At 81.6% G+C, this 326-nt stretch carries 1 pseudogene; it reads left to right on the top strand.

Annotated features, from left to right (window positions below):
- A pseudogene (locus A4V12_RS35285) lies at nucleotides 1–206 on the top strand (hypothetical protein); the annotation flags it as partial.
- Nucleotides 207–326 lie beyond the last annotated feature (120 nt).

The following is a 326-nucleotide window of genomic DNA, read 5'->3' as shown; positions in this document are numbered from 1 at the left end:
CCCCCACCCCCCCCCCCCCCGCCTCCCCGCGCCCCCGGGGCTGGCAGCCCGACTTCCACATTTTCGCCATGGCCCTGCCGCTGGCGGGCGGGCAGCACGCGGTCCGGCGGGTGTCCCAGGCGCTCGACGGTGCCTACGCCAGCTGCCCGTGGACCTACTTCGCGGACCCGGAGAAGGAATTCCCCCGCCGCCACCGCCGCGCCTGAGCCCGCCGCCGTGCCCGTCCGTACCGCCGTGCCGCCGCCCGTGAGCGCCTCCGCGCGCGACCGGGCCGCCGCGCCCGCGTGCGTCCCCGGGCCCGGCCGCGCCGCCGCGCGCGTGCCCGT

The organism is Streptomyces noursei (genome assembly GCF_001646665.1).
GTDB classification, from domain to species: Bacteria; Actinomycetota; Actinomycetes; order Streptomycetales; family Streptomycetaceae; genus Streptomyces; species Streptomyces lavendulocolor.
The sequence above is the reverse complement of the archived record's forward strand: the minus strand, read 5'-3'. Positions and strand labels throughout refer to the sequence as shown.